Source organism: Tepidamorphus gemmatus (genome assembly GCF_004346195.1).
In the GTDB taxonomy this organism is placed as follows: Bacteria; Pseudomonadota; Alphaproteobacteria; order Rhizobiales; family Tepidamorphaceae; genus Tepidamorphus; species Tepidamorphus gemmatus.
The window spans coordinates 199647-225775 of record NZ_SMAK01000003.1 but is presented as its reverse complement, the minus strand read 5'-3'; the positions used below and the strand labels follow the sequence as shown (position 1 = coordinate 225775).

At 66.8% G+C, this 26129-nt stretch carries 23 protein-coding genes; 8 read left to right on the top strand and 15 right to left on the bottom strand.

The window, feature by feature from the left end:
* Positions 1-4: 4 nt before the first annotated feature.
* Genes dnaQ through EDC22_RS06430 form a run of 5 tightly spaced genes read right to left on the bottom strand, consistent with a single transcriptional unit; the run spans position 5 to position 3685 of the window.
* Complete coding sequence (gene dnaQ / locus EDC22_RS06450) at positions 5-721, bottom strand: DNA polymerase III subunit epsilon (protein WP_132805798.1); 717 nt, start codon at positions 719-721, stop codon at positions 5-7.
* 43 nt (positions 722-764) lie between these two features.
* Entirely contained in the window at positions 765-1391 is a 627-nt protein-coding gene (gene coaE / locus EDC22_RS06445; RefSeq protein WP_132805797.1) for a dephospho-CoA kinase, read from the bottom strand.
* A complete protein-coding gene (locus EDC22_RS06440) occupies positions 1391-2230 on the bottom strand; it encodes a shikimate dehydrogenase (protein WP_132805796.1) in 840 nt (279 codons plus the stop codon). The genes coaE and EDC22_RS06440 overlap by 1 nt, the downstream gene beginning before the upstream one ends.
* 2 nt (positions 2231-2232) lie before the next feature.
* Entirely contained in the window at positions 2233-2865 is a 633-nt protein-coding gene (locus EDC22_RS06435) for a Maf family protein (protein ID WP_132805795.1), read from the bottom strand.
* A complete protein-coding gene (locus EDC22_RS06430) occupies positions 2858-3685 on the bottom strand; it encodes a pyruvate, water dikinase regulatory protein (protein WP_132805794.1) in 828 nt (275 codons plus the stop codon). Before EDC22_RS06430 ends, EDC22_RS06435 begins: the two co-directional genes overlap by 8 nt.
* A 381-nt stretch (positions 3686-4066) precedes the next feature.
* On the opposite strand from EDC22_RS06430, the gene hemE reads away from it, so the two are divergent.
* From hemE to rho, 3 genes are all read left to right on the top strand, one after another.
* A complete protein-coding gene (hemE, locus tag EDC22_RS06425) occupies positions 4067-5083 on the top strand; it encodes a uroporphyrinogen decarboxylase (RefSeq protein ID WP_132806004.1) in 1017 nt (338 codons plus the stop codon).
* Between the two features lie 143 nt (positions 5084-5226).
* Positions 5227-5601: a CopD family protein gene (locus tag EDC22_RS06420; RefSeq protein WP_342635141.1), complete on the top strand. Its 375-nt coding sequence runs from the start codon at positions 5227-5229 to the stop codon at positions 5599-5601.
* 223 nt (positions 5602-5824) lie between these two features.
* Complete coding sequence (rho, locus tag EDC22_RS06415) at positions 5825-7090, top strand: transcription termination factor Rho (protein ID WP_132805793.1); 1266 nt, start codon at positions 5825-5827, stop codon at positions 7088-7090.
* 70 nt (positions 7091-7160) lie between these two features.
* On the opposite strand, the gene EDC22_RS06410 is transcribed toward rho, so the two are convergent.
* Complete coding sequence (locus EDC22_RS06410) at positions 7161-9221, bottom strand: thioredoxin domain-containing protein (protein WP_132805792.1); 2061 nt, start codon at positions 9219-9221, stop codon at positions 7161-7163.
* A 59-nt stretch (positions 9222-9280) separates the two neighbouring features.
* On the opposite strand from EDC22_RS06410, the gene mnmE reads away from it, so the two are divergent.
* The 5 genes from mnmE (at position 9281) to EDC22_RS06385 (ending at position 15048) form a co-directional block, all read left to right on the top strand.
* A complete protein-coding gene (mnmE, locus tag EDC22_RS06405; RefSeq protein ID WP_132805791.1) occupies positions 9281-10630 on the top strand; it encodes a tRNA uridine-5-carboxymethylaminomethyl(34) synthesis GTPase MnmE in 1350 nt (449 codons plus the stop codon).
* Positions 10631-10759: 129 nt separating this feature from the next.
* The gene (gene mnmG, locus EDC22_RS06400; RefSeq protein WP_132805790.1) at positions 10760-12625 is read left to right on the top strand and encodes a tRNA uridine-5-carboxymethylaminomethyl(34) synthesis enzyme MnmG; all 1866 of its coding nucleotides are present in this window, start codon (positions 10760-10762) and stop codon (positions 12623-12625) included.
* Positions 12625-13308, top strand: a complete 684-nt coding sequence (rsmG, locus tag EDC22_RS06395) for a 16S rRNA (guanine(527)-N(7))-methyltransferase RsmG (RefSeq protein ID WP_245499659.1) — start codon at positions 12625-12627, stop codon at positions 13306-13308. The genes mnmG and rsmG overlap by 1 nt, the downstream gene beginning before the upstream one ends.
* The gene (locus EDC22_RS06390) at positions 13305-14093 is read left to right on the top strand and encodes a ParA family protein (protein ID WP_132805788.1); all 789 of its coding nucleotides are present in this window, start codon (positions 13305-13307) and stop codon (positions 14091-14093) included. The genes rsmG and EDC22_RS06390 overlap by 4 nt, the downstream gene beginning before the upstream one ends.
* Positions 14094-14121: 28 nt before the next feature.
* Positions 14122-15048: a ParB/RepB/Spo0J family partition protein gene (locus EDC22_RS06385; protein WP_132805787.1), complete on the top strand. Its 927-nt coding sequence runs from the start codon at positions 14122-14124 to the stop codon at positions 15046-15048.
* 67 nt (positions 15049-15115) lie between these two features.
* On the opposite strand, the gene holA is transcribed toward EDC22_RS06385, so the two are convergent.
* From holA to atpD, 9 genes are all read right to left on the bottom strand, one after another.
* The gene (gene holA / locus EDC22_RS06380) at positions 15116-16144 is read right to left on the bottom strand and encodes a DNA polymerase III subunit delta (protein ID WP_132805786.1); all 1029 of its coding nucleotides are present in this window, start codon (positions 16142-16144) and stop codon (positions 15116-15118) included.
* Positions 16144-16782 carry an LPS assembly lipoprotein LptE gene (gene lptE, locus EDC22_RS06375; RefSeq protein ID WP_132805785.1) on the bottom strand — a complete coding sequence of 213 codons (639 nt, stop codon included), beginning with the start codon at positions 16780-16782 and terminating at the stop codon, positions 16144-16146. Before lptE ends, holA begins: the two co-directional genes overlap by 1 nt.
* The gene (gene leuS, locus EDC22_RS06370) at positions 16769-19393 is read right to left on the bottom strand and encodes a leucine--tRNA ligase (protein ID WP_132805784.1); all 2625 of its coding nucleotides are present in this window, start codon (positions 19391-19393) and stop codon (positions 16769-16771) included. Before leuS ends, lptE begins: the two co-directional genes overlap by 14 nt.
* Positions 19394-19630: 237 nt before the next feature.
* Complete coding sequence (locus EDC22_RS06365; protein ID WP_132805783.1) at positions 19631-20293, bottom strand: YggS family pyridoxal phosphate-dependent enzyme; 663 nt, start codon at positions 20291-20293, stop codon at positions 19631-19633.
* On the bottom strand, positions 20290-21399 hold the full coding sequence (locus EDC22_RS06360) for a GSCFA domain-containing protein (RefSeq protein WP_132805782.1): 1110 nt from the start codon (positions 21397-21399) through the stop codon (positions 20290-20292). Before EDC22_RS06360 ends, EDC22_RS06365 begins: the two co-directional genes overlap by 4 nt.
* The gene (locus EDC22_RS06355) at positions 21399-23348 is read right to left on the bottom strand and encodes a hypothetical protein (protein ID WP_132805781.1); all 1950 of its coding nucleotides are present in this window, start codon (positions 23346-23348) and stop codon (positions 21399-21401) included. Before EDC22_RS06355 ends, EDC22_RS06360 begins: the two co-directional genes overlap by 1 nt.
* A 172-nt stretch (positions 23349-23520) precedes the next feature.
* Positions 23521-24192, bottom strand: coding sequence for a thiaminase II (gene tenA / locus EDC22_RS06350; protein ID WP_132805780.1), 672 nt, complete (start codon positions 24190-24192; stop codon positions 23521-23523).
* A 35-nt stretch (positions 24193-24227) separates the two neighbouring features.
* Positions 24228-24641 (bottom strand): F0F1 ATP synthase subunit epsilon, encoded by a 414-nt coding sequence (locus tag EDC22_RS06345; RefSeq protein WP_132805779.1) that lies wholly within the window; start codon positions 24639-24641, stop codon positions 24228-24230.
* 22 nt (positions 24642-24663) lie between these two features.
* Positions 24664-26124, bottom strand: a complete 1461-nt coding sequence (atpD, locus tag EDC22_RS06340; protein WP_132805778.1) for a F0F1 ATP synthase subunit beta — start codon at positions 26122-26124, stop codon at positions 24664-24666.
* Positions 26125-26129: the final 5 nt, after the last annotated feature.

Sequence of the window (26129 nt, the reverse complement as noted above, 5' to 3'; positions counted from 1 at the left end):
CGGCTCAGAGATCGCCGCCGCCTTCGGGTTTCAGGTCTGCCGTCCGGTAGCGCAGCCAGATCGCCTCGCCGCCGAGGCTCGACACGAACGCCGCGTGCGCCTCGATCTCCGCCGCCGTGATGCGCGGCGGCAGCGGTTGAGGCCGCGGCCTGACCATCGCGGCGGCCATTGCTCCGGCCTGTTCCGTCTCGACCAGTTCGAGCCGCGCCTGGCGGCCGCCGAGCAGCTCGATATAGACCTCCGCGAGCAGTTCGGAATCGAGCAGCGCGCCGTGCTTCTCGCGCCGCGAATTGTCGATCCCGTAGCGCTGACAGAGCGCGTCGAGGCTGTTCGGTGCGCCCGGATTGCGACGCCTGGCGAGCATCAGCGTATCGACCGCCCGCTCGAACGGGATCGGCGGCAGGCCGCAGCGGCTCAGCTCGGCGTTCAGGAAAGCCAGGTCGAAGCTGGCATTGTGGATGACCAGCCTGGCGTCGGCAATGAAATCGAGAAGCGTCGCCGCGACATCGGCGAAGCGCGGCTTGTCGGCCAGGAATTCCGTCGAGAGCCCGTGCACGGCGAAGGCTTCGGCGGGCATGTCGCGCTCGGGGTTGATGTAGAGATGGATGGTGCGACCGGTGGGGATGTGGTTGAGCAGCTCGACGCCACCGATCTCGACGATGCGGTCGCCATTGCGGGGATCGAGCCCCGTCGTTTCGGTATCCAGCACGATCTCGCGCATCGGCGGGGTTCCGTCCTCCGGCAGCGCCCGGGGGCCGTCCTGGTCACCCGTCGCTGATCGGCGCCCCCCTTCGATAGGCATTGCCGGGGCAGGCTGCAATGGCGCGCAGGATGTCGTCCACCTGTTTCTCCGCGAAGGCGAAGCTGCGGCCGGTATCGACAATGAAATGCGCGCGGCGGCGCTTGTCGCGGTCGGGCAGTTGCCGGGCGAGAATCGCCTCGAGCTTCGCCTCGGTCATCCCGCCGCGCGCCAGGACACGGCGGCGCTGCACGTCCGCGGGGGCCGAGGTGACGACGACGGCATCGACACGCCGGTCGCCGCCGGTCTCGAACAGCAGCGGCACCTCGAGCACAACATGGCGGTGCCCCGCTGCAAAGCAGCGGTCGAGAAACCGGCGCTCACGCGCCCGCACCAGCGGATGAACGATCGCCTCGAGCCGCCGCAGCGCGGCACGATCGCCGACGACAATCTGCGACAGACGCTCGCGATCGACGCCCGTTTCCACCACAGCGGCGGGAAAGGCCTCGCGGATCGGCGCCACGGCTTCGGCCTGATAGAGCTCGTGCACCTGCGCGTCGGCGTCGTGCACCGGAATGCCGCGGGATGCGAACATCCGGCCGGTGGCGGACTTGCCCATGCCGATCGATCCGGTGAGACCGATCAGGAACATCACTGGCCTCCGATGCTCTGCTCAACGAGCATGCGCAGGGCCGGCGTCACCGCCGGCCGGATACCGAACCAGCGTTCGAAGCCGGGCACGGCCTGATGCAGCAGCATGCCGAGACCATCGACCACGTGCAGGCCGCGCCGGCGTGCCGCGGCAAGAAGACCCGTCTCGAGCGGAACGTAGACGATATCGTTGACGACCGCATCGCCGGGCAGTGGCGACAGGTCGATGGCGAGCGGCGGCATGCCCGCCATGCCGAGCGAGGTGGTATTGACGAGGAGCGCGGCGCCGTCCAGTGCCTCGGGCAGGTCGGACCAAGGCAGGGCATGTGCGCGGTCGGACCATGCCGCAGCGAGATCGTCGGCGCGGGCAGGCGAGCGGTTGACGATTTCGATGCGGCGCGCGCCACGCCGGATCAGCGCGAGGACCACGGCGCGCGCCGCGCCGCCGGCTCCAAGGACGACGGCCTTCTCGAGCCTCGCATCCCAGCCAGGCGCCGCGTCGTCGAGATTGGCGAGAAAGCCGTGCACGTCGGTATTGTCGCCGCACAGCTCGTTGCCGTCGTACCAGACGGTGTTGACGGCATCGAGGGCAGCTGCGGCGGCATCAAGCCGCGACATGGCGGCGGCAGCCGCCAGCTTGTGCGGAACGGTGACGTTGCAGCCGACATAGCCGTGGTCCGCCAGCGACCGTATGAAAGTGGGAAAGTCGTCCGGGCCGATCTCCTCGATCTGGTAGTCGCCGGCAATTCCGTGCTCGGCAAGCCAATGACGATGGATCAGCGGCGAGCGGGAATGCTTGGCCGGCCAGCCGACGACACAGGCACGTTTGAGCGGCATCATGTTCACGTCTCCAGCACGCCGAGACGGCGCAGCTCGGTCAGGAGCGGGCGCAGCGGCAGGCCAAGGATCACGAACCAGTCGCCGTCGATGCGGTCGAACAGCTGCACGCCCGGCCCCTCGATCTGGTAACCGCCGACGCTGGCGAGGGCAGCCGGGCCGGCGGCGGTGACATAGCGGCCGAGAAACTCCGGCGAAAACATCCGCATGGTCATCCAGGCGGTCTCGGTAAGCGACCACAGGGTCTCGCCGTCCCGGGCCACCGCGACCGCCGAATGCAGGGCGTGCATCCGGCCACGCAACCGCTGCAGGTTGCGGATCAGCTCGTCGCGACTTTCGGCCTTGACGAACAGTTCGCCATCAAGGTCGAGCGTCTGGTCTGCGCCGATGACGATCCGTCCGCGATGCGAGGCCGAGACGGTCTGCGCCTTGGCCTCGGCGAGCACTGCCGCGACATCGGCGGGTGGCAGGGCGCCCTGATCACCGGCCATCGCCGCAATCATCGCGCGTTCATCGAGTCCGGAGGGAATGGCCGTGATGGCGAGGCCCGCGGCGCGCAGCATGGCGATCCGCGCCGCGCTGGCGGACGCGAGCACGATCGGCTCGCGGCAGAACGGGGACGGCGTGGCATCAGACATGGCGGCGTTCCTGTATCAGGGCCAGTATGGCAGCGGCGGTTTCCTCGATTGATCGGCGGGTGACGTCAATCGTCGGCCAGCCATGGCGGGCGCACAGGCGTCGGGTCTGGGCGATCTCCTCGGCGACGGCGGCGCGGTCGACATAGGCCGAATCGTCGCTGGCGTTCAGCGACAGGAGCCGGTTCTGACGGATCTGCACGATCCGTTCCGGACTTGCGACGAGGCCGACGACCAGCGGCCTGTTCAGCGTTTCGAGATTGCCTGGCAACGGAATACCCGGAACGAGGGGAATGTTGGCGGTCTTGATGCCGCGATTGGCGAGATAGATGCTGGTCGGCGTCTTCGAGGTGCGGCTGACGCCGATGAGCACGACGTCGGCGTCCTCCAGATCCTCGGTCATCTGGCCATCATCGTGCAGCAGCGTGTAGTTGAGCGCGTCGATACGGCGGAAATATTCCGCGTTCAGGACATGCTGGCCGCCGATGCGGGGCGTCGATTCGGTACCGAGATAGGATCGGAACACCCCGAGCACCGGCGCGAGCACCGACACGCAGGGAGCGCCGAATTCCTGGCACTTGGCTTCCAGCCGCTCACTGAGCTCGGGATTGATCAGGGTGTAGAGCACGATGCCGGGCGCCGCCTCGATCTCGGCAATGACACGGTCGAGCTGCTTGGGCGCCCGCACCAGCGGATAGACATGTTCGATGGCGCGGACGGAGGCATATTGCGCGGCGGCCGCGCGCGCCACAGCGATCAGCGTCTCGCCGGTTGCATCCGACACCAGATGCAGGTGGACATAGCTTTGCACACGGTGCGGCATGAGATGTGGACGCCTGTGGAGAACGCCAGCATTGCGGCGCCTCATCGCCCGCGCCGTCCGCTGACTTAGCGCCGATCCCACGACGGCATCAACAGCTTCTTCCGCCGAGGACGAGTCGTCAGACCGACAGTTGATTGCGTTAACAAAGCGTTAACGCGCCGCCAGCCTCGACCGGTCGGGCGACCGGAATGGTTGATGAACAGTAAACTTCGCCGCTGCCATCGGCGGTCCCGCCGAGGCGGTTTCCATCGCGACTTGTCCTCGAGGCTGCTATAGGAGGATGTGGACAGGCGCCGATCCCCCCAATCGGCGCACAAGGAATCGGAATCACAGGACTCCTGTCTATTGACTCTGTTGAATGAACAGACGGTCAGGCCGGTGATGCGGGTACTCGCCGGTGAGGTGCTGGCGAGCCCGCCGGTCTGGTTGATGCGCCAGGCAGGGCGCTATCTGGCGGAGTATCGCGAGGTTCGCGAGCGGTTCTCCTCGTTCCTCGAGCTGTGCTACAGCCCGGAATGGGCGTGTGAGGTGACGCTGCAGCCGATCCGGCGGTTCGGCTTCGACGCAGCGATCCTGTTCTCCGACATCCTTGTCGTGCCCGATGCACTCGGACAGTCGGTCCGGTTCGTCGCTGGCGAAGGGCCGCGGCTCGAGCCGATCGCGACATCCGCACAGCTTAACCGTCTCGATCCTTCCCGCGTCGAAGCGCATCTCGCGCCGGTGATAGAGACGGTCGAGCGCGTTCGCGCCCGTCTGCCCTCGGAAACGACATTGCTCGGCTTCTGCGGGGCACCGTGGACGGTTGCAACCTACATGGTCGCCGGGCAGGGCACGGATGATCAGCGACCGGCACGGCTGATGGCGTATCGGGATCCGCAGACCTTCCAGCGGCTGATCGACATCCTTGTCGAGGCGTCGGCCCGCTATCTCGTCGCCCAGCTGCGCGCGGGCGCGGATGCGGTGCAGATCTTCGATACCTGGGCGGGGATCCTCACCGAAGAGGGCTTTGCGCGGTGGTCGATCGCGCCGACGCGGCGGATCGTCGATCTGGTGCGCGCCGAATTTCCGGCGGCGCGCATCATCGGCTTTCCGAGAGGCGCGGGAGCCCGGGCCGTGGCCTATGTCGAGGGGACCGGGGTCGATGCAATCGGCCTCGACTGGTCGATGCCGCTCGGTTTTGCGCGGGATCGATTGCAACCGCGTGTCGCGGTTCAGGGGAATCTCGATCCGTTGGCACTGTTGGCCGGGGGCGCCGCGGTGGATGCGGCCGTTGACGGGATACTCGCGGCGCTCGGGGGCGGCCGGCTGATCTTCAATCTCGGTCACGGCATCCTGCCCGAAACGCCTGTGGAGCATGTCGAGCGGATGTTGGCGAGGCTGAGGGCTGTCGGCAGATGACCGCACCCCGCTCTCGGATCGCGATGCGGGCGGTGATCGGTGTGGCGGCCGCGGCGGGACTCCTGGCCGTTCTGGTGCTGTGGCAGCCTTCCGGGCTCTATCCATGGTTCAAGGCGCTGCATGTCATCGCCGTCATCGCGTGGATGGCGGGGATGCTCTATCTGCCGCGGCTGTTCGTCTATCATTGTGCGGCACCGCCTGGCTCGGCGCAGTCGGAGACCTTCAAGGTGATGGAGCGCCGGTTGCTGCGGGCGATCATCAATCCGGCGATGGTTGTGACGTGGGCGGTGGGGCTGTGGCTCGCCTGGGAGGGAGGCTGGTTCGCCTCCGGCTGGTTCCATGCCAAGTTCGTCCTGGTGCTGGCCCTGTCGGCTGTGCACGGCGTGTTGTCCGCCCATGTGCGTGCGTTCGCCGAGGACCGCAACCGTCGCTCGCAGACGTTCTATCGCGTCCTCAACGAGGTGCCGACACTGCTGATGATCGGCATCGTCATTCTCGTGGTGGTGAAACCGTTCTGATTGTCGCGGTCAGCCCCGAGAGGCATGGCTGATGGGTTGTGAGTGCGGCGCGGGGCGTATATATACGTTCTCGACTCACCTCCCAGAGCGACGGATGTCGGCCCGTTTTGCAACGGGCTCCGGCTCACGACACGCAATCCCCGTGTGTTCCCGGTCGCGACGCTGCGGCGGTCTCTGATCCCCAAGACAGAATGGGCGAACCATGCCCGAGGAGTATTCCCCGATGCGGGAAATGAAGCTTCAGGAACTCAAGGCGAAGACGCCGTCGGAACTGCTCGCCTTCGCAGAGGAGCTCGAGGTCGAGAACGCGAGCGCATTGCGCAAGCAGGAGCTGATGTTCGCCATCCTGAAGCAGCTGGCCGGTCGCGACGTCGAGATCATCGGCGAGGGCGTGGTCGAGGTGCTGCAGGACGGCTTCGGCTTCCTGCGCTCTCCGGACGCGAACTATCTGCCAGGGCCGGACGACATCTATGTGAGCCCCAGCCAGATCCGCCGCTTCTCGCTGCGCACCGGCGACACCGTCGAGGGCATGATCCGCAGCCCGAAGGATGGCGAGCGCTATTTCGCGCTGCTCAAGGTCAACACGATCAACTTCGAGGATCCGGAGAAGACCCGTCACAAGATCCATTTCGACAATCTGACGCCGCTTTATCCGGACGAGCGGTTCCGCATGGAGATGGACGTGCCGAGCGGCAAGGACATGTCGGCGCGGGTGATCGACCTGGTCGCGCCGCTCGGCAAGGGCCAGCGGGCGCTGATCGTGGCGCCGCCGCGGACCGGCAAGACGGTGCTCCTGCAGAATATCGCCCACTCGATCACCTCGAATCATCCCGAGTGCTACCTGATCGTCCTGTTGATCGACGAGCGGCCGGAAGAAGTGACCGACATGCAGCGGTCGGTGCGCGGGGAGGTGATCTCCTCGACGTTCGACGAACCGGCATCGCGGCATGTCCAGGTCGCCGAAATGGTGATCGAGAAGGCGAAACGCCTCGTCGAACACGGGCGCGATGTGGTCATCCTGCTCGATTCGATTACCCGTCTCGGCCGCGCCTACAACACGGTGGTGCCGTCCTCGGGCAAGGTGCTGACGGGCGGCGTCGATGCCAATGCATTGCAGCGGCCGAAGCGCTTCTTCGGTGCGGCACGCAACATCGAGGAGGGTGGCTCGCTGACGATCATCGCGACCGCACTGATCGACACCGGCAGCCGCATGGATGAGGTGATCTTCGAGGAGTTCAAGGGCACCGGGAACTCCGAGCTCATCCTCGACCGCAAGGTCGCCGACAAGCGTGTCTTCCCGGCGATCGACATCACCCGGTCGGGCACCCGCAAGGAGGAGCTGCTGGTTCCGCCCGATCAACTCAAGAAGATGTATGTGCTGCGCCGGATCCTCAGTCCGATGGGGACTGTCGATGCCATCGAGTTCCTGATCGACAAGCTGAAGCAGACGAAGACGAATCAGGAGTTCTTCGATTCGATGAACACCTGATCGGGTCGCGCCGTCGGCGTCGATGGTTGTCGGAGGCCGCTGCAGCGCGCGGCTGGCGGCGATGGGCGCGTCAGGAGGTCTTGAGGGTCGATGGTCTGTCGTTCTCAGGGTGGCGATGGAGCAGTTCGGCCAGTCGAATCGGATCCGTAACGGGCAGCGAACAGACCATGCCGCGGCAGACATAGGCCGTCGCCCCGGCATCGGCTGTCCCCTTGCCGCGGGCAGGATGCGAGGCGGGAAGCGGGGTGGTCGGATCGAGCAGCAGCAGCGAACGATTCGGGTCCGCAACGCTGCGTGCGACGGTTACGAGCTCGTTGAACCGTGGCGTGTTGCGGTCGCCGACGATGACGATCTGCAGACCGTCCGTGCGCAATGCGAGCGCGTTCAGCAGACTTGCATGGCCAAGCGGGTTGGTGGCAGCGTCGGCGGCAAAGGCATCGATGAGACGGTCGGCGCGATCGGCGAAGCGGCGTTCTCCGGTCAGATTGTGGAGCCGGATAAGGGCGGTCGCGGCGAGGCCGTTCGGATTGGGGGTCGCCTCATCCAGTCCGGAGCGCATCCTGATGATCATGTCGGGCGCGTCGGCGGCGGCAAGCCTGTAGCTGCCGTCCGGGCCGAGGTGCCAGGTCTCGAGATCGTCGAGCCAGCGTCGTGCATCGGCGAGATAGCGGCCGTCGGAGTCGCCAGTGGATTCGGCCTCCGCCAGCGCCAGGGCGGCGTGCGCCATGGCCGCAAGGTCGGAGGCGAAGCCGGGCAGGACGAGGCGGCCGGCGCGATAGCTGTGGCCGAGCCGGCGATCGGGAGCCATCGATTCGCTGATGAAACGATAGGCGGTCCGGGCGGCATCGATCCAGTTTCGGCGGGCGAAGACGAGTCCGGCCCGGGCAAGGGCTGCGATCGCCAGTCCGTTCCAGTCCGCGAGGATCTTGTCGTCGCGGGCTGGTGGCACGCGCGCAGACCGACGGGCGAGGAGCGCGGCGCGGTTGCGGGTAAAGCGGGCTTCGCGATCGGCAGCGAGCGGAAAGGGATCGGCGAGCCGGTTGGGAATGTTGCGATGCTCGAAATTGCCGGCCTCGGTGATGTCGTAGGCGGCCGCGAAGGCATCGGCGTCAGGGCCGAGAACGTCGCGGAGCTCGGGGAGTGACCAGAGATAGTAGCGTCCCTCCTCGCCTTCGGAATCCGCATCGAGGCTCGCCGCGAAGGCGCCGGTCTCGGTCTGCATGTCGCGGAGGAGCCAATCCACGGTTTCCTCGATTCGCTGACGGAACAGATCGTTGCCGGAACGTAGCCAGGCCGTCGTCAGGAGATCGAGCAGCTGCGCGTTGTCGTAGAGCATCTTCTCGAAATGCGGCACGAGCCAGCGTTCGTCGACCGAATAGCGGGCGAAGCCGCCGCCGATATGGTCGTAGATCCCTCCCCGGCACAGACGCTCGAGCGTATGCTCCACGGCGTCGAGGTAGCGGCTGTCGCCGGTCATCAGCCCGGCGCGCCAGATCAGGTCGAGCATGGGTGTCTGGGGGAACTTCGGCGCCCCCTTGAGCCCGCCGTTGACGGGATCGAGGAGGCGGAGGAGGCGCTCGCAGACGGCAGGAACGATGGCTGGGGACAGGCTGGAGTCGGACGGCTTGGGCGGGGCGGTGAGACGCCTGGTGAGAGCCTGCCGGTTGGCCTCGACATTGCCGGGTTCGTCGCGATAGATGCGCGCGACCTCGTTCAGCACCTGCACGAAGCCGGGTCGGCCCCAGCGTGGTTCCTTGGGAAAATAGGTCCCGCCCCAGAACGGGGCACCGTCGGGAGTGAGGAACATGGTCAGCGGCCAGCCGCCCTGTTCGCCGAGATGATGCAGCGCGGCCATGTAGAGCTGATCGACGTCGGGCCGCTCCTCGCGGTCCACCTTGATCGGGACGAACAGCTCGTTCATGACGGCGGCGACGTCGGGATCCTCGAAGCTCTCATGCGCCATGACGTGGCACCAGTGACAGGCGGCGTAACCCACCGACAGCAGCACCGGCTTGTTCAACGCGCGCGCCTCGGCAAAGGCCTCCGCGCCCCATTCGCGCCAGTGCACCGGATTGTTGGCGTGTTGGAGGAGATAGGGGCTGGTGGCCGCGGCAAGCCGGTTCGAAGACATGGCGGATGGCGCTTCCTGCTGAGTGGTCGCGACGGCTGAATCTAGGACGGGCGGGGCGGATGGACAGGGCGCAGTGGGACTGCGAATCGGAAACGATCTTCGCGTTGTCGAGCGCGGTGGGTCGCGCCGGCGTCGCGGTGATCCGGATCTCGGGTCCTCGGGCGGGTCGGGCGCTGGCGGCACTGAGCGGCGCTGTGCCCGAGCCGCGCCGCGCGGTGTTGCGCCGATTGCGCGACGCCTCGGGAGCTCTGCTCGATCAGGCACTGGTGGTCTGGATGCCAGGTCCGGCGAGCTTCACCGGCGAGGATATTGCCGAGCTGCACGTGCATGGTGGCCGTGCGGTGGTGGCGGGGGTGCTGGCGGCGCTCAGCGCCGTGCCGGGTCTGAGGCCGGCAGAGGCGGGCGAATTCGCGCGGCGGGCGTTCGGCAATGGGCGGCTCGATCTGACCGCAGTCGAGGGTCTCGCCGATCTGATCGATGCGGAGACGGAGGCGCAGCGGCGGCAAGCGCTGCGCCAGCTGGAAGGAGAGACCGGGGCGGCATTCGAGGCGCTGCGCGGCCGGGTGATCGAGGCGCTGGCGCTGGCGGAGGCGGGGATCGACTTCGCCGACGAGGACGACGTACCGGCGTCGATCGGGTTTGAGCTGGCAGGCAGTCTTGCCGATCTTGGGGCGCGGCTGCGGGGAACGCTGGCCGATGATCGTCGCGGCGAGATGCTGCGCGCGGGTGTCGAGATCGTCATCGCCGGCCCGCCCAATGCCGGCAAGTCGAGCCTGATGAACTGGCTGGCCCGGCGCGAGGTGGCGATCGTCTCCGAGATTCCCGGCACCACGCGCGACGCTCTCGAGGTTCGGCTGGAGCTGGCCGGCGTCCCGGTGACGGTGGTCGATACCGCCGGCGTGCGGGAGACGCGCGATGCGGTCGAGGCGGAGGGGGTGCGGCGCGCCCGCGCCCGCGCCGAGCGGGCGGATCTCGTTCTGTGGCTCGAGGAGACGGGCATCGGCGATGGCGAGACGGCGAGAGGGCGGACGGTGACCGAGAGATCCGGATACTGGCGGGTGCGGACGAAGGCCGATCTGGCTGTGGCGCCGCCGCCGCCGGGTGAGCTGGCGATCTCGGTGGTGACCGGCGAGGGGCTCGAGGTGCTGCTGGCCCGGCTCGAGGCATGGGTTGCAGAACGGGTCGGGAGCGGATCGGATACGCTGATCACGCGCCTTCGGCATCGAACGGAGCTGCAACGGGCACTCGAGGCGGTCGAGCGGGCGGCTGCAGCGGACTACGCGCGGGATCCGGAGCTGGTGGCCGAGGATCTGCGGGCCGCGGCGACGGCGATCGGGCGGATCGTCGGGCGGGTGGATGTAGAGGACGTGCTCGACGCGATCTTTGCCGGGTTCTGCATCGGCAAGTGACGACGTGCCGCGATCTGCGACGGGAAGTGTTTCACGTGAATCATCGCGGGCGTCGCGGGCGCTGAGGATTGCTTGAGCCGTCAGGATGATTCGGGGTATCGACACGCGCACCAGATGGAGACGTGTTCGATGTCCGGCTATGACGTGGTGGTGATCGGCGGCGGTCACGCGGGGTGTGAGGCAGCGGCCGCTGCCGCGCGCATGGGAGCGCGCACGGCGCTTCTGACCCACTCTGCAGCAACGATCGGCGTGATGTCGTGCAATCCGGCGATCGGTGGCATCGGGAAGGGCCATCTTGTCCGCGAGGTCGATGCGCTCGACGGACTGATGGGCCGGGTGGCCGACCGCGCCGGGATCCAGTTCCGGGTTCTCAACCGCCGCAAGGGGCCAGCCGTCCAGGGACCACGGGCGCAGGCCGATCGCAGACTCTATCGCGAGGCGATGCGCGCCGAACTGGAAGCAACGGACGGGCTTGCCATCCTGGAGGGGGAGGCGGCTGACCTCGAGGTGCATGACGATCGGGTCGTTGCCGTAATGACCGCCGACAACCGAAGGATCCCGGCAGGTTCGGTGGTCATCACGACGGGAACCTTCCTGCGCGGTCTGATCCACATGGGTGAGCAGTGCTGGCCGGCCGGACGGATCGGAGATGCACCCGCCGTGCGGCTTGCCGAGCGGATCGAGGCGCTCGGGTTGGCATTGGGGCGGTTGAAGACCGGCACCCCGCCGCGGCTCGACGGGCGGACGATCGACTGGGCGCGGCTCGAACGCCAGCCGGGGGACGAGGATCCCGTTCCATTTTCCTTTCTCACGGAACGGATCGCGACCCCCCAGATCGACTGTCATATTACCCGCACGACGACCGATACACATGCGATCATCGCTGGCAATCTCGGCCGCTCGGCGCTGTATTCGGGGCGGATTGCAAGCCGCGGCCCGCGCTATTGTCCCTCGATCGAGGACAAGATCGTTCGCTTTTCGGATCGAGACAGCCACCAGGTGTTTCTCGAGCCGGAAGGTCTCGACGATCACACGATCTATCCCAACGGGGTGTCGACGTCGCTGCCGGAGGATGTGCAGGTGGCGATGATCCGCTCCATGCCGGGCCTTGGCCGCGCGCGGATACTGCGGCCAGGCTATGCCATCGAATATGATTACGTCGATCCGCGCGAGCTCGATCCGACACTGGAGACCCGACGGGTGCGGGGGCTGTTTCTTGCCGGCCAGATCAATGGCACGACCGGCTACGAGGAGGCGGCGGCGCAGGGCCTCGTGGCGGGAGTCAATGCGGCGCGGCGTGCCGGTGGCGCGGACGGGATCACGCTGTCACGGGCCGAAGCCTATATCGGCGTGCTGATCGACGACCTGGTGACGCGCGGTGTGAGCGAGCCCTACCGGATGTTCACGTCGCGGGCGGAATTCCGATTGACACTGCGGGCCGACAATGCGGATCAGCGGTTGACGGGGCGGGGCATCGCGATCGGCTGTGTGGGCGGGGAGCGGGCGTCGCGGTTCCGGCAGAAGCTCGCCGATCTGGAACGTGCGATGGCGCTTGCTGGCGCATTGACCCTGACGCCGAACGAAGCGGCCCGACAGGGCCTGTCGGTCAACCAGGACGGCCAGCGGCGCTCGGCACTCGATCTTCTGGCGTACCCCGACATCACGATCGCGCGGCTGCGCAGGATCTGGCCGGAACTCGATTCGCTTCCGCAACAAATTGTCCGGCAGCTCGAGATCGAGGCGCGCTACGCGGTGTATGCGCGGCGCCAACAGCAGGATGCGGAGGCTGTACGTCGGGACGAGATGCTGATGATCCCGAGAGACTTCGACCTTGCCGGGATCGAGGGTCTGACAACGGAGATCCGAGAACGGTTGGCGAGGGTGCGGCCGGCCTCGCTCGGTCAGGCCGCGCGACTCGAGGGGATGACACCGGCGGCATTGCTGCTGATCGGCGCGCATGTGCGGCGCCTGTCCGGGGGGCGCGACCGCGGATGATGGCCGACCGGGCCGGAGGCCTCGCCCTGCTCGAGTCGATCACGGATGTTTCACGTGAAACACGCGACCGTCTTGATCGCTATGCAGACTTGCTACGGCGCTGGTCGTCGGCAAAGAACCTGGTTGGTCCCGATACGCTGTCGCGGCTGTGGACACGCCATATCGCCGACAGCGCCCAGGCGCAGGCATGCCTGCCCGCGGCGCGGCGCTGGGCCGACCTCGGCTCCGGCGCCGGCCTACCCGGCCTGATCATTGCCATCCTTCTTGCCGACCGGCCCGGCGCATGCGTCGATCTGGTCGAGTCGAACGGCCGCAAATGCGCCTTCCTGCGTGCCGCGCAACGCGCAACCGGCGCCGCTGCCCAGATCCAGTGCCGGCGGATCGAGGACTATGTGGTGACGGCGCCTGCGGACATCGAGGCGGTCAGTGCCCGCGCCCTGGCGCCGCTCGACCGACTGCTCACGCTGGCCTTTCCGCTGCTCGCCCGTGGTGCTGTCGGCGTTTTCCACAAGGGTCAAGATGTAGAGCGCGAATTGACCCGAGCCTCAATATGTTGGAAATTCACCCATGAGCTCATTCCCAGCCGGACGCAGCCCGGTGCCGCCATCGTCATTGTGCGCAACTGTGTCGCCAGGGATCGTCAGAGCGGGGACGGGAGCCATTGTCCGGAGGCCGGGATATGACGCTGCGCGTGATCACCATTGCCAACCAGAAGGGCGGGGTCGGCAAGACCACAACGACGATCAATCTGGGGACGGCGCTGGCGGCAATCGGCGAACGGGTGCTGATCATCGATCTTGATCCGCAAGGCAATGCCTCGACCGGGCTCGGCATCGACCGCCGTGCCCGCGACCGGTCTGTCTATGACGTGCTGATCGGCGAGCGCCATATCCGGGATGCAATCATGGAAACGGCCGTGCCGCGGCTGTCACTGGTGCCATCGACGCTCGATCTTCTCGGATTCGAGCAGGAGATCCTCGGGGCGCGCGACCGGTCCTATCGGCTGCGCAAGGCGGTGCAGGCACTGGGGTCCGGAGCGGACTACAGTTACGTGCTGGTCGATTGCCCACCCTCGCTCAATCTGTTGACCATCAATGCGCTGGCAGCCGCCGATGCGGTGCTGGTGCCTTTGCAGTGTGAATTCTTCGCGCTCGAGGGGCTGAGCCAGCTGCTGCAGACCGTCGAGCACGTGAAGACCGCACTCAATCCCGAGCTGACGATCCATGGCATCGTCCTGACCATGTTTGACAGACGCAACAATCTGTCGGGCCAGGTTGTCGACGATGTGCGACGGCACATGGGCGATCGCGTCTACGAGACCGTCATCCCCCGCAATGTCCGCGTATCTGAGGCGCCGTCCTTCGGCAAACCGGCGCTGCTCTATGACATGCATTGCGCCGGAAGCCAGGCCTATATCCGGCTCGCCTCCGAAATCATTCAACGCGAACGGCGGCTGCGGGCGGCCTAGCAACCATTAATGTATCGAGGGCGGAACGATGACCAGCGCCGCTAAGGTTACTCCCGAAACGATTTCCGCTCGTGAAGGCGGTCCATCTCGGCTCGGCCGCGGTCTGGCGGCTTTGATCGGTGACGTCGATACCGAGAAGCAGGCCATCGAGCGCGCCCGCGGGCAGCGGCGGGTGCCGATCGAGATGCTCAGTCCCAATCCGCGCAACCCGCGCAAGACCTTTGCGGAGGAGGAGCTCGCGGATCTCGCCCGCTCGATCCGCGAGAAGGGGATCGTCCAGCCGATCCTGGCGCGGCCGCTCGGCGAGGGCGGCGAACGTTTCGAGATCATCGCCGGCGAGCGGCGCTGGCGGGCCGCGCAGCAGGCCGGGCTGCACGAGGTGCCGGTGATCGTTCACAGGGTGGACGACCGCGAGGCGCTCGAAATTGCCATCATCGAGAATGTCCAGCGCGCCGATCTCAATCCGCTCGAGGAGGCGGAGGGCTATGCGCACCTGATCGCCGAGTTCGGTTACACGCAGCAGGCACTGGCCGACGTGATCGGCAAGAGCCGCAGTCACGTCGCCAACACGCTGCGGCTGCTCAAGCTGCCCGAAAGTGTTCGCGCGCACATCCAGGACGGCCGGCTGAGCGCCGGGCACGCACGGACCCTCGTCACGCATGAGGATCCGGAGACGGCGGCCAAGGCGATCATCGAGGCGGGGATGAACGTCCGCGAGGCAGAGGCGTTGACGCGGCGACCGGTCGTCGAGCGCCAGGAGCGCCAGTCGACGCGCTCCCCAGCGCCGGCAAAGGACGCCGACACGCGGGCGTTGGAGGCACGCCTCACCGAGGTGCTCGGCCTTGATGTCGAGATCCGCCATCGGCCCGACGGGAAGGGGGAGATCCGGCTGCGCTACGCGTCGCTGGAGCAGCTCGACTACGTCGTGGCCCGATTGACGACACGGCCGGATTGATCGCTAGCGAGGCCATCACGCCGCGCAGTTCGTTTCATATCCGTAACGTCATCGGGCCAACAGTCGCCTACCGGCCGATTTCCCGTCGCGCGGTATGGGTCACGAGGAGGAGTGCGCGACCCGCGATCGCCTCGGCAAGATCGCCATGGCGGCGTGTCTCGCCTTCCGCGGTGAGCAGCGTTTCCAGCATCTGTTCGAGCATGTCGCGACGCCAGAGCGCAAGCTGCCGCCGCATGGCCTCCTTGCGCTTGAAGAAGGGCGGCGGACGCATCGCCCTCATGGCCGCGTCAGCGGTGGCGCCTGCCTCGACACGGGTCCGCGCTTCGGCGATCTGCAGCAGGTGCCGCGACAGAGCGCCCAGGATCGAGCCGGCGCCGGTCCCCGAGGCGACGAGTCGCGAGAACGCCGTCTGTGCTGCCGCCGCGTCGCCGGTGCAGGCGCTGTCGAGGAGCGAATCGACTGCCAGCGCCGAGGCATCGCCAATGACCGCCTCGACATCCTCCAGAGATACTTCCGGCTGGCCGAGCGCGTAGCTGGCAAGCTTGCGCAATTCGCCGCGGGAGGCCAGCCGGTCGCCGCCCAAAAGGTGATGCAGAGCCTCGCGGGCGTCCCGGGAGACGTCAATGCCGTGCGCCGTCAGCTCCTCGGCGATCAGTCGGTCGAGCGCGTTGTCGTCGTCTGGATAGCAGGGAAGGGCGACCGCGGTCTCAGCCTGTTCGACCAGTCGGCGCAGCGGGGCGGATCGCTTCAGATCGCCGGCCTCGATCACGATCAGGCAATCGCGCGGCGGTTGCCGGAGCAGCGGTTCGATGGCCCGCAGCAGCGATTCCGATGTCGGAGTGACACGGATTGCCGTGCGGCCGCCAAACATCGGAACGCTGTACGCCTCCTCGACGAGCCGCTGCGGTGCGTCGGCGAGTCTGTCGCCCTCGAGGACGGTCCGCGACATGGCATCGGCGTCCGGTCCCAGGAATGTCGCGATGATCGCCGCCGATCGTTCCTGAACGAGTCCCCTATCCGGTCCGTAGATCAGCACCAGCGACCGATCCGGCCGCGACAGGAAGCGATCGATCGATGCCCCCTGAAGGACGGTCATCAGTAACTCACGCCGTAGTTGCTGGTATCGGTGTCGAACAGCGTGTCCTTGAACTCGTCTGGCACGATGCCGTCGGTCGGTGCGGTGACAACGGTCGGCACCTGGCCGGTGGCGAAATAGGCCGCCAGACGCGTGCGGATATCCTCGGCGATCTCGCGCGAGGCGCGGTTCTCCGCGTCGATCTGGGCGCGGTCATTGGCGAAGCGCTGAGTGTAGTATTCGTAGGGCGCGATGCGGACCACGCCGCCCGACAGCACCGGCACGTCCATCTGATCCTTCTTGCGCAGCTGATAGCGAACGGTCAGCCGGACATTGCGGCCGCCGGGCAGTCCGGAGACGTTCCGCGTGATGATGTTGGCGTATTGGGACCGTACGGTGAAGCTGAGCGCGTAGGCCGCTTCGTCGGAGCTGCCCGTTCCGAGCAGCGCGTTCAGCTCGTTGTAGATCTGCTGGCCGATCCGCCCCTCGACCGGATCGATCTCGATGGATGCGAGCGCCGCACGCACCGTATCGGCTTCGGAGGTCGCGGCCGTGCCGTAGAGCGGGCGGACGTTGCAGCCGGCTGCCGACAGCGCGAGCAGCAGCCCCGCCGCGGCAACGGCCATCCGGCCCCGGCGGCATCTGTCAGACCAGAACATTCACGATCCTCTGGGGGACGATGATGATCTTCTGCACCGGCCTTTCCCCGATCGCCCGTCGGACTCCCGCCAGACCGAGCACCATCCGTTCGATCTCGTCGCGCTCGGCGTCGCGTGCCACCGTGACCTCGTCGCGTCGCTTTCCGTTGACCTGGACGGGCAAGGTGACGGTGGCCCGCTCCAGGAGCGAGGCATCGAGAACAGGCCACTCGGTGGCGGCCAGCATAGACGTGTGCCCGAGCCTGCGCCAGCATTCCTCGGCCAGATGCGGCACCATCGGGGCGGAAATGCGGACGATCATCTCGGCGCATTCCCGCAACGCCCAGGCCAGATCGGGTGCGGGCGCGGTTCCAGCTGCAGACAGCGTCGCATTCAGGGTATTGGCGAGTTCGTAGATATGGGCGATCGCGCGATTGAAGCGCAGCCGTTCGATATCCTCCGACACCGCAGCGAGGGTCCGATGTGTCGCCCGGCGCAGTGCCATGGCCGCCTCGCCAAAGGTGGCGGGCATCGCCGTGCCCGCTGCAGGGGCAAGCTCGATCGTCTGGCCGACCATCCGCCACAGCCGCTGCACGAAGCGCCAGGCACCCTCGACCCCGGCCTCGGTCCATTCGCTGTCGCGCTCCGGCGGGGTATCGGACAGCATGAACCAGCGCGCCGCGTCGACGCCGTACGTCTCGACGATTGCTTCCGGCGAGACAACGTTCTTCTTCGACTTCGACATCTTCTCCGGCGGGCCGACCTCGACGGCGGTCCCGCTGTCGCGCCGCACCACGGACCCGTCGGCGAGCCGCTCGACCTCCTCGGGGAACAGCCAGCCGCCACCCGGATCACGATAGGTCTCGTGGGTGATCATGCCCTGGGTGAACAGCCCGCGGAACGGTTCCTCCACGGAGGTATGCCCCGTCTTCTTCATGCCGCGCATGAAGAAACGGGAGTACAGCAAATGCAGCACCGCGTGCTCCACGCCGCCGATATACTGATCGACCGGCAGCCAGGCGTCGACGGCGCCGCGCTCGACCACGTCGTCGGCCTTTGGCGAACAGAACCGGGCGAAATACCACGAGGAGTCGACGAAGGTGTCCATCGTGTCGGTCTCGCGCCGCGCCGGGGCACCGCACCGCGGACAATCGACATGCTTCCAGGTCGGATGGCGGTCGAGCGGATTGCCGGGCTTGTCGAAGGTCGCGTCGTCCGGCAGGCGCACGGGAAGCTGGTCGATCGGCACCGGGACGATGCCGCAGGCCTCGCAGTGGACCACGGGTATCGGGCAGCCCCAGTAGCGCTGCCGCGAGATGCCCCAGTCGCGCAGCCGGAAATTGACCTTGCGCTCGCCGATGCCGGCCGCCTCCATGCGTCGGGCGATCTCCTCCTTGGCCTCGGCGACGCTCATGCCGTCGAGGAAATCGGAATTGATCATGCGGACGGCCTCGCCGTCCTTCTCCAGATAGGCTTCGCTGCCGATCTTGAAGGTCGCCGGATCGGCGTCGGCCGGTGCCACGACCGGGATTACCGGCAGGCCGTACTTGCGGGCGAAGTCGAGATCGCGCTGATCGTGCGCCGGACAGCCGAAAATGGCACCCTCGCCATAGCCCATCAGCACGAAATTGGCGACATAGATCGGCAGGCGCACGCCGGCGCGGAACGGGTGGCGCGCATAGAGACCGGTGAAGTGGCCGCGCTTCTCCGCCCGCTCGATCGCCTCCTCGCTGGTGCCGAGGGCGGCGCAGTCGCGGCGGAAGGCGGCGAGCGCCGGGTCGGTCTCCGCGAGCGCCCTGGCCAGCGGATGGTCCGGGGAAACGGCGCAGAAGCTCGCACCGAAGATGGTGTCGTGGCGCGTCGTATAGACGGTGAGCGAGGCCGGAACGGTTCCATCGGGCGGTGTCCCGTCCGCGCGCTCGATCGCGAAGGAAAACCGCATCCCCTCCGAACGACCGATCCAGTTGCGCTGCATCAGCCGGACCTTTTCCGGCCAGTTGTCCAGCGTCTCGATCGCATCCAGCAGGTCCTGGGCGTAGTCGGTGATCTTGAAGAACCACTGCGCCAGCTCGCGCTTCTCGACCGGCGCTCCCGACCGCCAGCCGCGCCCGTCGATCACCTGCTCGTTGGCGAGCACGGTCTGGTCGACCGGATCCCAGTTGACCATCGAGGTCTTGCGCTCGACGAGGCCGGCTTCCAGGAATTCGATGAACAGCTTCTGCTGGCGTGCATAATATTCGGGATCGCAGGTGGCGATCTCGCGGGTCCAGTCGATGGACAGCCCGAGCAGCTTGAGCTGTGCCTTCATCGTCGCGATGTTCTCGTAGGTCCAGGTGCGCGGATGCACCTTGCGCTCGATGGCGGCGTTCTCGGCCGGCAGGCCGAAGGCGTCCCAGCCCATCGGATGCAGGACGTTGAAGCCGCGCGCCCGCTTGTAACGGGCCACGACGTCGCCCATCACGTAGTTGCGACCGTGGCCGATGTGGATCTTGCCCGAGGGATAGGGAAACATCTCCAGCACGTAGTACTTCGGCCGGGGATCATCGTTCGAGGTCTCGAAGACTCGGGCCTCTTCCCAGGCCCTCTGCCAGCGCGCCTCGGCCTCGCGGGAATTGTAGCGTTCGCTCGCCATTCCGGATTCGTTCAGTAGCGGATGTGTACAGGGTCGAGCGTAGATGGACCGGAAAGGGGCGCGGGGTCAACGGCCCTCAGCGCAGGCGCGTCGGATCGGTCCGGCGCCGACTGCGGCTCACGACAGGCGCGGGCCGTGTTCAGGGTCGACCCGTCCGCGGCAGTCCCCTCTGGCGGCAGGGTCCACTCCGACCCCCTCCAAGACCGGGGCAGACGTCCGTCAAGACCTGAGCCCGCCCTATCCCCGGCTGCCGAAGATGGCGCTGCCGACACGCACATGGGTGGCGCCATGGGCGATCCCGATCTCAAAGTCGGCGCTCATGCCCATCGACAGTCCGGGCAGTCCGAGTTCGCGGGCGAGCCTGGCCAGAAGGGCGAAATGCGGGGCCGGCGCCTCGTCGAGCGGTGGAATCGCCATCAGTCCTTCTATGTCGAGGCCGTAGGTGTCGCGGCAGCGCGTGACGAAGGCAGCGGTCTCTTCAGGCAACACGCCGGCCTTCTGCGGCTCCGCGCCGGTGTTGACCTGTACGAACAGCCGCGGCGTGCGACCCTGGCGGGCGATTTCCCTCGCCAAGGCCTCAGCCAGACGGTCGCGGTCGACGGTTTCGATGACGTCGAACAACGCCACGGCGTCGCGTACCTTGTTGGTCTGCAGCGGGCCGATCAGGTGCAGCTCGATGTCGGGATGGGCTGCTTTCAGAGCCGGCCACTTGGCCTGGGCCTCCTGGACGCGGTTCTCGCCGAAGACGCGCTGGCCGGCAGCGATCACCGGTGCGATGTCGGCGGCGCCGAACGTCTTCGAGACGGCAACAAGCGTCACGGCGCCGTCCGGGCGTCCGGCGGCGGCGGTGGCCCGGTCGATCGCGCTGCGGATGTCGGCAAGACGGTCGGCGGCGCTCATCGCGCGGGCTCCGAATCGCCATTCTCCGGCGCCAGCGCCTCGAGCACAACCTCGTCGCAATCGACCTCGACCAGTTCGGCCATCTCCTCGGTGTGGGCATCGCTGCGGGCATCCGCGGGAACGGGCGAACGGGCAACCTCGGTCCGGGGCTCGAGCCCCATGTAGTGGCGGAAGAACAGCCGCATCACATGCTCCACGCCGGCCTCGGTCACCGAACGCAGGTCGGCGCCGAAGTAGCTCCCGCGCGCATGCGGGCCGGTGATGATCTCGTAGGAGGGGAAATAGGCGACATCCGACAGCCGGGAGGCCACCTGTTCGGCAGCGACGCGCAGGACGGCCTTTGACAGGGTGGTCGAGACCAGCACATGCCTGTCGACCGCCGTGGCGGCCAGCGGCACCGGCGAGACCGTGAGGATCACCTTCGCCGATGGGTTCACGTCCCGGATCAGACCGATCGCGGTTGTCAGGTCGTCGGCGACCTCGTCGACCCCGAAATTGACGAATTCGTACCGCGCGGGATCGAAGCTGCCACCGGCGACGCCCGGACAGAGCGGATAGGTCGCGCCATCGGCGCGCGAACGCCAGGCCTCGGTGAGCCCCAGGGTGAAGACCAGCACCGACATCTGTTCCACGGCTGCGCGCACGCAGCCAAGATGGCGCACCGTATCAGCGCGGCAGGCTGCGGCGCTGCGGAAGCCTTGCGGCTCGATGCGTGGCCGGAACGGATCGACAAAGCGCCCGGTCTCGGTGCTCCACACGTCCTCGACCGGTTCGAACCTCCCGTAGGCACGCTGCAGCAGCTGGAGGAACTGCCGCGCGGTGTAGATGTTTGCGTAGCGCGCCGAAAAGACGCCGTAGCCGGCGGCGCGAGCCATGTCCGGGGGCATCAGCGGATGGGCCGTCTCGGTGACGAGATGGTTGAGTCCGCGAGCCTCGAGGTTTCGGCCGATGTGCTGGGCGAAACAGCTGCCGGCGGTCATCACCGGCGCGTCGGCCGGGATGCGGAAGGCAGCGCGGACGACCGGATCAACGTCATCGGCCGGGACGCCGGCCATCGCGGAGCGCCAGAAGGCGTGTGGCGGCTGATCGGAATAGGGTGTGGCCATCAGTGCGCGCCCGCGTACCTGCCGTTCTGAGATGCGAGCCACCCGGAGAGTTGCCCTATCACCTGCTCGCCGTACCAGGCGTTGCCGTGGGTGGGATCGTTGCTCCAGGCCGCCTCGACCAGCATGCCCCGTTCATCGACGACATTCGCCGGAACGTCGAGGAACGCGATGCCGTTCGCGGCGCAGAACGCGCGGAAGATCTCCGACTGCAGCTTCCACAGCTTGTAGCGGATGATCGCCGGCGTCACGCCGAACTGGGCGATCTTGTCGGCGAACTTGCCCGGATGGGCCCGGATGTGCGCCTCGCTGGGAATGGGCGGGGGAGATTGCACATGAACAAACGGCCTGCCGATCCGCGCCTTCAACGCACCGAGCAGCCGCAACGCGTTCGCATTCTGGCGGTCCAGGCTGGCGCGAACCACCTCCTCGGGCAGGATCTCGCGATCCTCCGCCAGCGGCAGATCGGGATCGGTAGAGAGCTCGAAATCGAACGGGCGCTCGTGATTGACCAGCCCCAGCACATTGTAGGCATTGCCGCCGATCACCGAGACGACGAGGTCGGTCGCGGCGAGATGCGCGTCTATCTCACGGAGCAACGCCTCGTTGAGTGTATCGCCGCCATCCGGGAAATAGGGGTTGAACCGGGCTGCCCGAAGTTGGATGAACTCGAGCGCCAGATTGGCGGGAAAGCGACCGGCCGTGCGGAGCATGGTCGCGCCCTTCTTGATGCCCTGCATGTGACTCTGGCCCAGCATCAGCGTTCGGTGGACCGCCGTGCCGGCCGGACGTGCGGCAGGCTGTCCCGCTGGCGCCACGGCCGGCGCCGCTCCGGACCCGGCGGCCGTCCCGGTTCCCCGCGCTGAGGCAGGCGGCGGGACTCGCCTGGCCGAAGATTTCTCCTTCGACAGCAGTCCTTTCAACCGCTTCTCAAAAGATTCCTCTCCGGGTGCGAGCGCCATTGCCTGGCGCAGCGCCTCTGCCGCCCCGGCGAAATCCTCCGCCTGGGCGAGGATCTGTGACTTGAGTTCGAAGAAGCCGGCGATCGCGGTACCGCCTGCAATGACCTCGTCGACCATGCGCAGCGCCTCGTCCTTGGAGCCGCGCTGGAAGGCGTTACGCGCCGCATGATAGGCGGGACCTTCCCAGGTCATGTGGACCTCGCCGGGCACGTAGATGGGCAGCCATCGGTTCTGGCGTCCCTGATTGCCGACCTTGATGCTGTAGTTGATGGTCGTGTCGAGATCGAGAGGTTCGGCCTCCTCGATCTGCGTTTCGTAGCCGAAGCGCTCGAGATAGGAGCCGTATATCTCGCGGAAATGGGTGACATCTTCCGGCAGGAACCACTTGTGCCAGTCGCCATGGGATTTCGAACGAGCGACCTTCGTGGCGAATCCGGTGATCTCCGGCTCGTTCGACAGCGGCAGGCCGCAATAGGCGCTGAGCGCGTCGAGCCTGCCGTCGACGAAGTCCTCGTAACGCAGCAGGAAGAAGTCGGGATAGGTGTGGGCAATGGTCTCGAGGACCGTCACCGAATCGTGCATCGCCGCACGCGAGGGGTAGTACTCCTCGACCATCGCGGTGATCTCGCGCATCGAGACGCTGCGCGGGGACTCGAGCTTGCGGCGCAGGAGGTCCAGGTAGCGCTCCATGTTGCGGTCGTCGAGGAAGCCCGGACCATTGTTCGGCGCGAACAGGATGTAGCTGACCAGTCGGTCGAAGGGGTGTCGGACGATGAGGATCTTCTGCTGATAGCGTTCGAAGGACGACGCCATCTTGTCATGCCGCAGGACGGACAGCGACTTCACCAGCATGTCGGAATGCTGGTCGTAGGGCAGCTGCAGAAGCGAAGGCGGCTCGAAGAACGCGATGTGATTCGGCAGCAGGTTCTTGAAGGCGTAGTAGACCGCAGTGGTGCCGGTCTTGCCCGCGCCGTAGATCAGGATGCGCATGTCGTCGAACCCTCGCGAAAAGCCAATTCCACGCCTCAGCCGGGTTCGTCTGCCCCGACGGCGAAATTCCAGTTAGCATGTCGGCCGATGGCCGGAACAGGGCGCGCGTGCGGCTGCCCGCAGATGCGGCAATCGGCACGTGCCGTGCCGGCCCGACGGGAGCGCTGCCGCGTCAGTCCGGCCATCGTTCGAGACGCCAGGCCGAATCCCAGAACATCCATTCGAGCTGCATGGCGCGGGTGAAGGCGGCATGCATCGCTTCGAGCGTGTCATGGGCGGCTCTTCCGGCGGCTCGATCGGTCGTTTCGATCACCGCGGCGACCGCCGCCGCGAAGTCCTCGCCGGCGTAGGTGTCGATCCATGCCTGATAGGGGTTGGCGGCGACGGTGCGGCGATGGATGTCCTGGCCGACCTCGGCGTACACCCAGAAACAGGGCAGCACCGCGGCGAGAACGACCGGGTAGGGCTCGGCATGGGCCGTGGCGAGCAGGAACGACACATAGTGATGACAGGCGGGCGACAGCCCTGCCGCGGCGAACGCCTCCTGCGAGACGCCGAACCGGACGAAGTAGTCGGCGTGCAGGCTTCGCTCGACGACAATCGCGACCCGCGCGGCCTCGGCGAACTGGACGATACCGTTGGCATCGTCGGCCTTCGCTGCCGCGATGGCGAGCGCGCGGGCGAACGCGGTCAGGTAATGCGCATCCTGAATGATGTAGTGGCGGAAGCGGTCCGCCTCGAGCGTTCCGGCGGCCAGTGCCATGTTGAACGGCATCGTCCGGATACGCTCGTAGAGCGTCTCGTTGCGGCGCCAAGCCGCGCGGCTGAAGGGCTCGTCGATCATGTCCGCGTCGTCCCCAACCGCCTTGACCGGGTCCGTCAGGCGTGACCGGCTGCCTTCAGCGCGGAGACGACCTCGCGAAGCTGGGCAAGATGGACTTCAGCCCGGTGGCGGGCTGCCTCGTCGCGCGCGTCGGCCACGTCCTCCTCGGCATTGCGGATTTCCTCGGCAAGCTTGCCTTCGTCGATCTCCTCGACCGGGATCGCCTGCTCGGCGAGGACCGTGAGCGAGTTGGCGCGCACCTCGGCGAGACCGCCGCGCACGAAGATCTCCCTGGTCTGCGATCCGGTCCGGATCCGCATCAGTCCCGGCCGCAGGGTCGAGATGAAGGGGGCATGATGGGCGAGGACGCCGAAATCGCCCTCGCTGCCCGGAACGTCGACCTGCTCGACCTGTTCCGACATCAGCAGCCGTTCGGGCGAGACCAGCTCGAAGACGAAAGTTTCGGCCATGTCCGGTGTCCTCGCGTTCGGCTCAGGCGGCCTCGGCAGCGAGACGCTGGGCCTTCTCGACCGCCTGCTCGATGGTGCCGACCATGTAGAAGGCAGCTTCCGGGAGATGGTCATATTCGCCGTTGCACAGCCCCTTGAAGCCCTTGATGGTGTCGGCGAGATCGACGAAGACACCCGGCGAGCCGGTGAAGACCTCGGCAACGTGGAAGGGCTGCGACAGGAAGCGCTCGATCTTGCGGGCGCGCGCGACCGTCAGCTTGTCCTCTTCCGACAGCTCGTCCATGCCCAGGATCGCGATGATGTCTTGCAGCGACTTGTAGCGCTGCAGGATTTCCTGGACGCGGCGGGCGGTCTCGTAATGCTCCTCGCCGATGATGTTCGGATCGAGCATGCGCGACGTGGAGTCGAGCGGATCGACCGCCGGATAGATGCCCTTCTCCGAAATGGCGCGGTTGAGCACCGTCGTCGCATCGAGATGGGCGAACGAGGTGGCCGGAGCGGGGTCGGTCAGGTCGTCGGCCGGCACGTAAATGGCCTGCACCGAGGTGATCGAGCCCTTGTTGGTGGTGGTGATGCGTTCCTGCAGCGCACCCATGTCGGTGGCGAGCGTCGGCTGGTAGCCCACAGCCGAGGGGATGCGGCCGAGCAGGGCGGACACCTCGGAGCCGGCCTGCGTGAAGCGGAAGATGTTGTCGACGAAGAACAGCACATCCTGGCCCTGGTCGCGGAAATATTCGGCGACGGTGAGGCCGGTCAGGCCGACGCGGGCACGGGCTCCGGGCGGCTCGTTCATCTGGCCGAACACCAGGGCGCATTTGGAGCCTTCGGTCGAGCCGTTGTTCTTGTGCGGATCCTTGTTGACGCCGGACTCGATCATCTCGTGATAGAGATCGTTGCCCTCGCGCGTGCGCTCGCCGACGCCGGCGAACACGGAATAGCCGCCATGCGCCTTGGCGACATTGTTGATCAGCTCCTGGATCAGCACCGTCTTGCCGACGCCGGCGCCGCCGAACAGACCGATCTTGCCACCCCTGGCATAGGGGGCCAACAGGTCGACGACCTTGATGCCGGTGACGAGGATCTCCGCCTCGGTCGACTGGTCGACGAAGTCGGGCGCCGGCGCATGGATCGGGCGGCGATGCTTGGTTTTCACCGGGCCGGCCTCGTCGATCGGTTCGCCGATGACGTTCATGATGCGGCCGAGAGTCTCCTCGCCGACGGGAACCTCGATCGGCTCGCCGGTGTCGATCACTTCCTGGCCGCGCGTCAGGCCCTCGGTCGCATCCATGGCGATGGTGCGCACGGTGTTCTCGCCGAGATGCTGGGCGACCTCGAGCACCAGGCGATTGCCGTGATTGTTGGTTTCGAGCGCGTTGAGGATCTCCGGCAGGTTCTCGTCGAAATGGACGTCGACGACGGCGCCCATCACCTGGGTGATGCGGCCTACCGACTTGTTCTTGGAGGTGGCGGGCTTGCGTGCCATCTGAA